Here is a 7,176-nt window from a genome sequence, read left to right on the forward strand (position 1 = left end):
TCATTCACGTACACAAGTACGCTCATTCACTAAAATATTTTGGTGCCTTGCATTTTACTTATTCTAAAGCGTCTAGTAGTTTTTTGGTTAATAGTGTTATTTGCTTCTAAGAAAGGTATTGTTAAAAATTCTAATAATTAATCACGTACAGAAGTACGCTCATTCTCAAAATTTTAATGGTGCCTTGCATTTCACTCATCATCCAACGTCTAATTACTTTTTTGCAGCTCATTGAACTAGATTTGGTGTGAGTCACTTACTCCTAGGAATGTTAGTGAGTAGGAGTTTCCTTATTATTTTTAGTTCTTTCACGTACGGAAGTACGCGCATAGTTCTAAAACATTTGGGTGCCTTGTATTTCACTCATCTTATGATGCCCTAGTGACTTTTTGGGCAATTGTTGTAAAATTTTCAGGTCAATTACGTACACAAGTACGCTCTATCCATGAGATTTTTTTATGCCTTGAAATTCACTCATTTTAAGGCTATAAAGCTTCTTTGCTACTAATTGCTTCACAAAAAATCGCTTTGATTTATTCTCTAAAGGTTTTTAAATTTTTATTATAGAACAAGCATTGATTTTAAGCTGTTTTAGGTTGAAGTGAGCAAAAAAGTACCGTCAGACTGAGTAAAAACAAACAAAATAAATACTAATAAAATATGATGAAACCATTAGAAAATAGCCACTATATGATATGATTGAAATAAAAAAGGACGAAAAACATGCAAAGATATATAAAAGGAAAAAATAGAAACCAAATAATATGACGCCACTATCATTTGAAGATATGATAGCTGAAGATAATCTAGTAAGAGTAATAGATGTATTGGTAGAAAGTTTTAATACAGAAAAATTAAGGTTCAAATATGCAAAACCAAAAACAACAGGTAGAAAACCATACAATCCAAAGGATTTATTGAAATTATACATATATGGGTATTTTAATGACATAAGAAGTTCAAGAAAGTTAGAAAAAGAATGCAAAAGAAATATAGAAGTAATGTGACTAATAAATGAGTTAACGCCAGATGACAATACAATATCAACTTTAGAAAAAATAACAAAAAAGTATTAACACAAGTATTTAAACAATTCAGTATGCTATGTGATGAGCTTAATTTGTATGGGAAAGAAATAATAGCAGTAGATGGCAGTAAATTTAGAGCTAGTAATTCAAGGAGAAAAAATTTCACAAAAAGAAAAGTAGCTAAAATGATGAAATATTATGAAGAGATAGCTCAAAAATACATAGAATTGTTAGAAGAAAATGATGAAGTAGAAGCAAGAAATGAACTGAAGAACAATTCAAAAGAAGAAATAAAAGCGAAAATAGAAAAAGCCAAAAAGAGGATAGAAGAATTAACGGAAATGGCAAAAGAAATCAAAGAAAACGGAGAAATACCATAACAGATCCAGATGCAAAACATATGAGCGTAAGTAATAATGGGACAGATATATCACATAATGTACAAATATCAGTAGATAGCAAACATGATATAGTGGTAGCAGTAGAAGAATTAAATATTGATGTAGAAAAACAAGAAAATAAAGAAAAAGAAGTAATAACAGCCCTAGCAGATAAAGGATACTATAATGGAGATGATTTATTAAAGTGTAAAAAAGATCATATAAAAACAATAGTAGCAAAACAAAAAAGTGGGTCAAGAACAGGGTATAAAGATTATACAAAAGAAAATTTTAAATATGACAAAGAGAAAGATATATATAAATGAAAAAGCATGTGAAAAATGCAAAAATAAAGATAAGTGCACGACATCAAAAACTTGCCACAGGGTAATAAGAGGAGAATATCAAGATATATACGATGAAGTAGATAAAATAATAATGGAAAATAAAGATTTATATAAGCGAAGGCAAATGATAGTAGAGCATCCATTTGGAACAATAAAACGAGCTTTAGGCTTTACATACTTTCTAACTAGAGGAAATGAAAGTGTTAAAGCTGAGTCTTACATGCACTTTTTTACCTATAACTAAAAAAGAGTAATAAACGTGGTAGGAATAGATAAGCTAATGAAGGTATAAAAGTTAAAAAAAAGTATTTTTTGCATATTTAAGATATGTAAATTTTTTTGTGTTCTTAAGATTAAATACTTGTTAAATTTATGTATTTCAAAACAAAAAAGCAGACTGTTTTTACGCAGTCTGCCGTCCCCAAATTCTCCCTCAAATTCCCGCTCTCACATATTTATTTACTAATATAAGGAGATTTATTCGTGAGTAAATGGTAAAATATAAAAGGAAATTATCCAGAAACTTAGTGCCACTTATCTGCTATTTGTAGAAGTGAGAGTCTTAGTGGCAGTTAGCTATTGGTCAAAAGAAGGGGGCAATTTTTCATGAGTAAAGAAACAATACTTGTAGTTGATGATGAAAAAGATATTGTTGATTTAATTGAAGTATATCTTTCAAAAGAAGGATACAATGTAATAAAAGCTTTTAATGGAGAAGAAGCACTGAATATAATAAATTCTAATAGTGTACATCTAGTAATTCTTGATACAATGATGCCCAAAATTGATGGAATAGAAGTATGTAGGAGAATGAGAGTGAAAAAGAACATACCAATAATAATATTGAGTGCTAAAGCAACTGATATGGACAAAATCATTGGTCTTAGTACAGGTGCAGATGATTATATGGTAAAACCGTTTAACCCTCTTGAACTTACTGCAAGGGTGAAGGCACAATTAAGAAGATATATTTATCTAAACAATAAAGAAAATGAAGAGGGGGATGTAATAAGCATAGGAGAATTAAAAATTCATCATAAAGCCCGTAAAGTTATGCTGTATGGTGAAAATATTAAATTAACAAAAACAGAATATGAAATATTAATACTCATGGCACGAAATCTAAACAGGGTTTTCACCTTAGAAGAAATATTTAAAATAGTATGGAAGGAAAACTATTTCGAAGGGAATAATACTGTAATGGTTCACATAGCACGCTTAAGAGAAAAAATAGAGAATAATCCTAAAGAGCCTAAGATAGTAAAAAATGTTTGGGGAGTGGGATATAAAATTGAAAATTAAGTTTTTTAATGGAATAAGATTCAAGTTATTCATAATATTTATTTTTAGTATTCTTCTTTCGTTCACTTGTGCAACTATTCAATTATTAATAAGCCTTGGAGTTATATTTGTGGACTTGGGAGAATTGGAATTTGATTATTTAATTATTTACTTAGGAGTTTTTGTTTTGTTAATGATATTATTTTTCTACATATTTTCAAGAAAAATAATAAATAGAATAGAAAATATAAGTAAAACTGTTACCGATATGAAAGAAGGCAATTTAGATATAAATATTCCTGTGATATCAAATGATGAAATTGGTAATTTAGCTGAGAACATAAACATTATGGCAAAGAACCTTAAAGATTTAATTGAAAAACAGCGCCAAGTTGAAAAAATAAAGAATGAAATGATAAGTAGTATATCTCATGATTTGAGAACACCTTTAACCGCACTTATGGGATATATTAAATTGATTAAAAGTAATCGTGATGATATACAAGCTTTTTTTCATTATGTAGATATTTTAGAGAGAAAATGTGAGGAATTAAAAAAACTTATGGATGATTTACTTGAGTATTCAAATGTTAATTTTGAAGGTATAAAACTGAAGAAAGAAATTGTCAGCATTAAAGAGCTTGTTGAACAGGTATTAATAGATTTTGTTCCGCAGCTTGAGAATTCAGGTATGACATTTAATATAGAATGTGACAGTGAAAAAATATTGATTAGAGTGGATCTTAGTTTAATAGTAAGACTATTTCAAAATATTATAAGTAACAGCATTTTTTACGGTAAGGAAGGGAAAAAAATGCATATTAAAATAATAAGAGAGTATGAAAATGTTATAGTAAAGATAACTAACTATGGAAAAACAATATCAAAAGAAGATCTACCCTATATATTTGAAAGGTTTTATAGGTGTGAAAAATCAAGAAGCTCTAATACTGGTGGGAAAGGTATGGGACTTGCCATTGCAAAGCGTATTGCTGAAATTCATGAAGGAACAATCAAAGCTAGTAGCAATAGAGAAGAAACAGTGTTTCAGATTATATTACCAGCATATTTAATAGATAGCCAAGTTCTAAAATAGACATAGGACTTGACTATCTTTAAAAATCTTAAGAAAGTTGTAAGTTTTTCTTTAATATTTGGTAAGGTATTTCCTCTAATATTTAATTATAAATCAAATTATACGATGGAGGAATACAAATGGGAAAAAAAAGATTTTATTACAAAGGGGCAAGTTGGTGTATGCTCTTAATATTTATGATTTCTTTTATATGTACACCAGTTTTTGCAATGGATTCTAAAGAAGAAAAAGAGGCTGCAAATTTTAAACAAATGGTAGATAACTATATGATAAAAGCCATGGAAGAATGTCATGTTCCAGGAGCAACTTTAGTAGCAGTAAAAGATGGGAAAATATTGTTAAAAAAAGGATATGGATATGCAGATTTAGAGAATAAAGTACCCGTAGATCCAGATAAAACACTTTTTAGAATAGGTTCAGTTTCAAAGCTTTTTACAGCTACAGCAGCAATGCAGCTAGTTGAACAGGGTAAAATTGATTTGGACACAGATATTAATAAATATTTAAAAGATGTAAAAATAGAAAGCAAGTGTGATAAGCCAATTACAATGGCAAATCTTTTAACACACACAGCAGGCTTTGATGAACGTCTGAAGGGTATCCTTAGCGATAAACTATTAGATGAGCCAAACCCTTTAGAGGATATTATAAAGAAGGAAATGCCTCCTTTTATTAGACGACCGGGAGAAGTTGTTCAGTACAGCAATCATGGATATACATTAATTGGATATATTGTAGAGCAGGTAAGTGGAATACCTTTTGATAAATATGTTGAAGAAAACATATTTAATCCTCTTGGTATGAATGATAGTAGTTATTATTTATCTACTGACATTTTGTCCAATACATCCAAAGGATATATTTACGAAAATGAACACTTTGAAGCGGAGCAACCGGGAGGATGTTTGGTACATCCTGCAGGTTCTATTTGCTCAACTGCAGATGATATGGCAAAATTTTTAGTTGCTCACCTTCAAAATGGGAAATATAGTAACAATAGAATACTCAAAGAAAATACAGCAATAAATATGCATACAGTTCAGTTTACTAATTATAAGTTTCTGCCAGGATATTCATATGGGTTTTATGAAAATACAAATAACAGATCAATAATAGAGCATGGAGGAAATACACAGTATTTTTCAAGCTTATTATCTTTATGTCCTGAAAAAAATATAGGATTTTTTATTTCTTCTAATTCATGTAAGGACGATGAAGAGATAAGAGATGGGTTTTCAGAAGAATTTTATAAGTTCTTTGGAGTAAATAAAGAAAGTAATTTTACAGAAGGAACTGAAGTAGACTTTAAAGGAGATTTAGAAAAGTTTGAAGGAGATTATGTTTGTGTAAGAAGAACACGAAATGATTATTATAAAATTTACGGCTTATTATGGACTTTTAAAGTAAGAGTTAATGAAAATGGAGAACTACATGTTAAGGCTATGGAGCCAATAAGTGGGGATTATACTAGGATAGAAGAAAATTTATTTAAGAATACAGATAATGATAAACTTATTTACTTTAAGGAAGATAAAGATGGAAAACAATATATGATATTAGAGGTTATGGCGCCTGCACAGGCATGGGAAAGATTAAGCACACAAGAAAGTATACTTGTAAATATTGTAGCACCATTTATTGTTTTGACTGCACTATTAGGATGTATAAATGGGGTAATTAATTTATTTAGGAAAAATAAAATTAAATATACAGGAATATCTGCATGGTTAAAGCGAATTTCTAGTATAATTTGTTTGTTTATTTTAATGCTTGTTGTAAGTTTATTTATGTTTATAGCTAATGGTGGTAGTTGGATAATATTTATTAATTTTATTGGTATAGCAATTGCTGTTTGTTCTGTAGTAATGTTGATTTTAGGTATTTTATCTGTGTGGAAAAAAATATTAATGCCAATCTGGAGTAGGATTTTTCATATAATTATATCTTTAGCCGGAGTAGCAATTGTAATAATTATTAATTATATAAATATGTTTCCATGGAATTAAATATTTTTAATTCTATTTTTGATGAATACTCTCATTAACTATATAAGATGAAATGATTTTTTTGGATAATTATAGTTTGCAACATAATCTATTAATAATAGTTTCCGTATTATTGTTAACATTTTCAAGAATAGTTTTTACTTTTTTTCTGATTTCAAAAACTGTATTATAAAAGACATTATAGACTACTTTCTCTTTTAACCATTTTCAATAGTACTGCTATGAGGTTTAAATCAGGGCTATAAGGTGGTAGGGGCTGTATAAAATAGTAAAAGAACTAGACGAAGAAACAATTAAGACAGCAAGAGTAGCAATAGGATTTAAATATTGCCAAGAGCTATATAATAAATAACTAGTTACTATTTTGCATAATACTACTTCGTCAGACCCCACTCCACTGATAGCTAATCTATCAGTGGAAACTAACTCATCGTTTGATACAAAATATCCGTCATAGCTTTAATTTGTTATATATTTCCATATGCCCAAAATAGAAAAAGCCATGAAAGAAAAACATACTGAAAATAAAGATTATTATGATATAAGATATAAAATAAGGAAAGAAAAATCAATACCACTACTAGAAGGTTTCATAGAATTTGTAGCTAAAGACATATTAAAAGCAATAACAAAAAGTGCCTTAGGAAAGGTATTAAAATATGCAAAGATGTTATAGACATTGTTAATTCAAAAAAATTATTTTAGTAAATCAAGTAACAACGTTAAATTTTAGTAAGCCTAAACATGATTAAATACAAGTGTTTATCAAATAGATGTAGATATAACACGATTTTTGTAAAACTTTTTAATAAAAAGTATTGACTTAATTCAAAATTCATGTTAAGATATTTGAGTTGGCAAAAACAACAAAGAAAAATAAACCTTGACAAAATGTTTATTAAATGATATTATAGAGAAGGTCGCTTGTGAAAAAGAGATTAAAACAAGTGAATTGGACTTTGAAAATTGAACAGTGCAAAGCCAAGCAATTAAATCAAAGAGTCAATTTTGATTAAACAATAAATTTTTTATTTGAGA

The 7,176-nt window shown here is 28.5% G+C and carries 8 protein-coding genes; all 8 read left to right on the top strand.

The window, feature by feature from the left end; genetic code table 11:
* Window positions 1–764: 764 nt before the first annotated feature.
* The 8 genes from AYC61_RS16990 (at window position 765) to AYC61_RS21420 (ending at window position 6,814) form a co-directional block, all read left to right on the top strand.
* Window positions 765–1,007 (top strand): IS1182 family transposase, encoded by a 243-nt coding sequence (locus AYC61_RS16990; protein WP_066505482.1) that lies wholly within the window; start codon window positions 765–767, stop codon window positions 1,005–1,007.
* 92 nt (window positions 1,008–1,099) lie between these two features.
* On the top strand, window positions 1,100–1,408 hold the full coding sequence (locus AYC61_RS16995; RefSeq protein ID WP_156456508.1) for a hypothetical protein: 309 nt from the start codon (window positions 1,100–1,102) through the stop codon (window positions 1,406–1,408).
* Between the two features lie 20 nt (window positions 1,409–1,428).
* A complete protein-coding gene (locus tag AYC61_RS17000) occupies window positions 1,429–1,734 on the top strand; it encodes a hypothetical protein (RefSeq protein ID WP_066505496.1) in 306 nt (101 codons plus the stop codon).
* A complete protein-coding gene (locus AYC61_RS17005) occupies window positions 1,706–1,999 on the top strand; it encodes a transposase (RefSeq protein WP_066505499.1) in 294 nt (97 codons plus the stop codon). The genes AYC61_RS17000 and AYC61_RS17005 overlap by 29 nt, the downstream gene beginning before the upstream one ends.
* 362 nt (window positions 2,000–2,361) lie before the next feature.
* Window positions 2,362–3,057: a response regulator transcription factor gene (locus AYC61_RS17010; protein ID WP_066505502.1), complete on the top strand. Its 696-nt coding sequence runs from the start codon at window positions 2,362–2,364 to the stop codon at window positions 3,055–3,057.
* Between the two features lie 109 nt (window positions 3,058–3,166).
* Window positions 3,167–4,132, top strand: a complete 966-nt coding sequence (locus tag AYC61_RS17015; protein WP_202906867.1) for a sensor histidine kinase — start codon at window positions 3,167–3,169, stop codon at window positions 4,130–4,132.
* A gap of 119 nt (window positions 4,133–4,251) precedes the next feature.
* Window positions 4,252–6,138 carry a serine hydrolase domain-containing protein gene (locus AYC61_RS17020; RefSeq protein ID WP_066505512.1) on the top strand — a complete coding sequence of 629 codons (1,887 nt, stop codon included), beginning with the start codon at window positions 4,252–4,254 and terminating at the stop codon, window positions 6,136–6,138.
* Between the two features lie 481 nt (window positions 6,139–6,619).
* A complete protein-coding gene (locus tag AYC61_RS21420; protein WP_156456509.1) occupies window positions 6,620–6,814 on the top strand; it encodes a hypothetical protein in 195 nt (64 codons plus the stop codon).
* Window positions 6,815–7,176: the final 362 nt, after the last annotated feature.

Origin of the sequence: Abyssisolibacter fermentans, from assembly GCF_001559865.1 — a bacterium.
GTDB classification, from domain to species: Bacteria; Bacillota; Clostridia; order Tissierellales; family MCWD3; genus Abyssisolibacter; species Abyssisolibacter fermentans.

Bases quoted from the DNA above. Each gene is read 5' to 3' on its own strand.
- AYC61_RS16990 (WP_066505482.1), top strand. From the start codon at position 765: ATGACGCCACTATCATTTGAAGATATGATAGCTGAAGATAATCTAGTA.
- AYC61_RS16995 (WP_156456508.1), top strand. From the start codon at position 1,100: ATGCTATGTGATGAGCTTAATTTGTATGGGAAAGAAATAATAGCAGTA.
- AYC61_RS17000 (WP_066505496.1), top strand. From the start codon at position 1,429: ATGAGCGTAAGTAATAATGGGACAGATATATCACATAATGTACAAATA.
- AYC61_RS17005 (WP_066505499.1), top strand. From the start codon at position 1,706: ATGACAAAGAGAAAGATATATATAAATGAAAAAGCATGTGAAAAATGC.
- AYC61_RS17010 (WP_066505502.1), top strand. From the start codon at position 2,362: ATGAGTAAAGAAACAATACTTGTAGTTGATGATGAAAAAGATATTGTT.
- AYC61_RS17020 (WP_066505512.1), top strand. From the start codon at position 4,252: ATGGGAAAAAAAAGATTTTATTACAAAGGGGCAAGTTGGTGTATGCTC.
- AYC61_RS21420 (WP_156456509.1), top strand. From the start codon at position 6,620: ATGCCCAAAATAGAAAAAGCCATGAAAGAAAAACATACTGAAAATAAA.